Source organism: Xanthomonas sp. SHU 308 (assembly GCF_000364645.1).
In the GTDB taxonomy this organism is placed as follows: Bacteria; Pseudomonadota; Gammaproteobacteria; order Xanthomonadales; family Xanthomonadaceae; genus Xanthomonas_A; species Xanthomonas_A sontii.
In genome coordinates this window covers 1-781 of sequence record NZ_AQOK01000483.1, presented here as the reverse complement: position 1 = coordinate 781, position 781 = coordinate 1, and the positions used below count along the sequence as shown (strand labels likewise).

Genomic DNA, 781 nt, shown 5'->3' with positions numbered 1-781 from the left:
CTGCAGGCGCTTTGCCGGCGCATCGAGGCCGCGCCCGGCCAGGACTGGCCGGTGCGGCGCATGGCGCAGCTGGCGCACCTGAGCCCAAGTCGTCTGCACGCGCTGTTCCGCGCCGCGTTCGGACGCACGCCGCAGGACTGGGTGGCGGCTCGGCGGCTGGACTGGGTGCGCCGGCAACTGACGCACGGCACCCGGCCGATCGCCGACCTGGCCCAGGACAGCGGCTATGCCGACCAGAGCGCGCTGACCCGCGCGCTCAAGCGCAGCACCGGGCAGACCCCGGCCGCCTACCGCCGCCGTCATCGCCCGGCGCCAGGACAGGAGTCTGGGACAAGCCGGCCGCTGCCGGCGCCGGCATGCTGAGCCGTCACGGCTGACACGGCCGATACGGAAACGAACCGCATGCGCGAACGTCTATGGGCAGGGGTCGGCACCGGCATGGTCGCGGGCGCGCTGTGGGGCCTGGTGTTCCTGGCGCCGCAACTGCTGAGCGCTTTCTCGCCGCTGCAACTGGCCATCTCGCGCTACCTGGCCTACGGCGCCATCGCCGCCGTGGTGCTGCTGCCGCGCTGGCGCGCCGCCACCGCGCCGCTGGGCGCGCCAGAATGGTGGGCGCTGCTGCGCCTGAGCCTGCTCGGCAACATCGTCTACTACGTGCTGCTGGGCAGCGCGGTGCAGTGGGCCGGCGGCGCCGCCACCGCGCTGATCATCGGCCTGTTGCCGGCGGCGGTCACGGTGATCGGCTCGCGCGCGGCCGGCGCGGTGCGGTTGCGCCGGCTGG

Annotated in this window: 2 protein-coding genes; both read left to right on the top strand. The window is 74.6% G+C overall.

Annotation, left to right across the window (positions count from 1 at the left end):
• On the top strand, window positions 1–363 hold a 363-nt coding region (locus tag D588_RS24950), incomplete at its 5' end, for an AraC family transcriptional regulator (RefSeq protein WP_017916535.1).
• Window positions 364–402: 39 nt separating this feature from the next.
• The coding region (locus D588_RS0114775; protein WP_026143733.1) for an EamA family transporter at window positions 403–781 on the top strand (379 nt) is incomplete at its 3' end.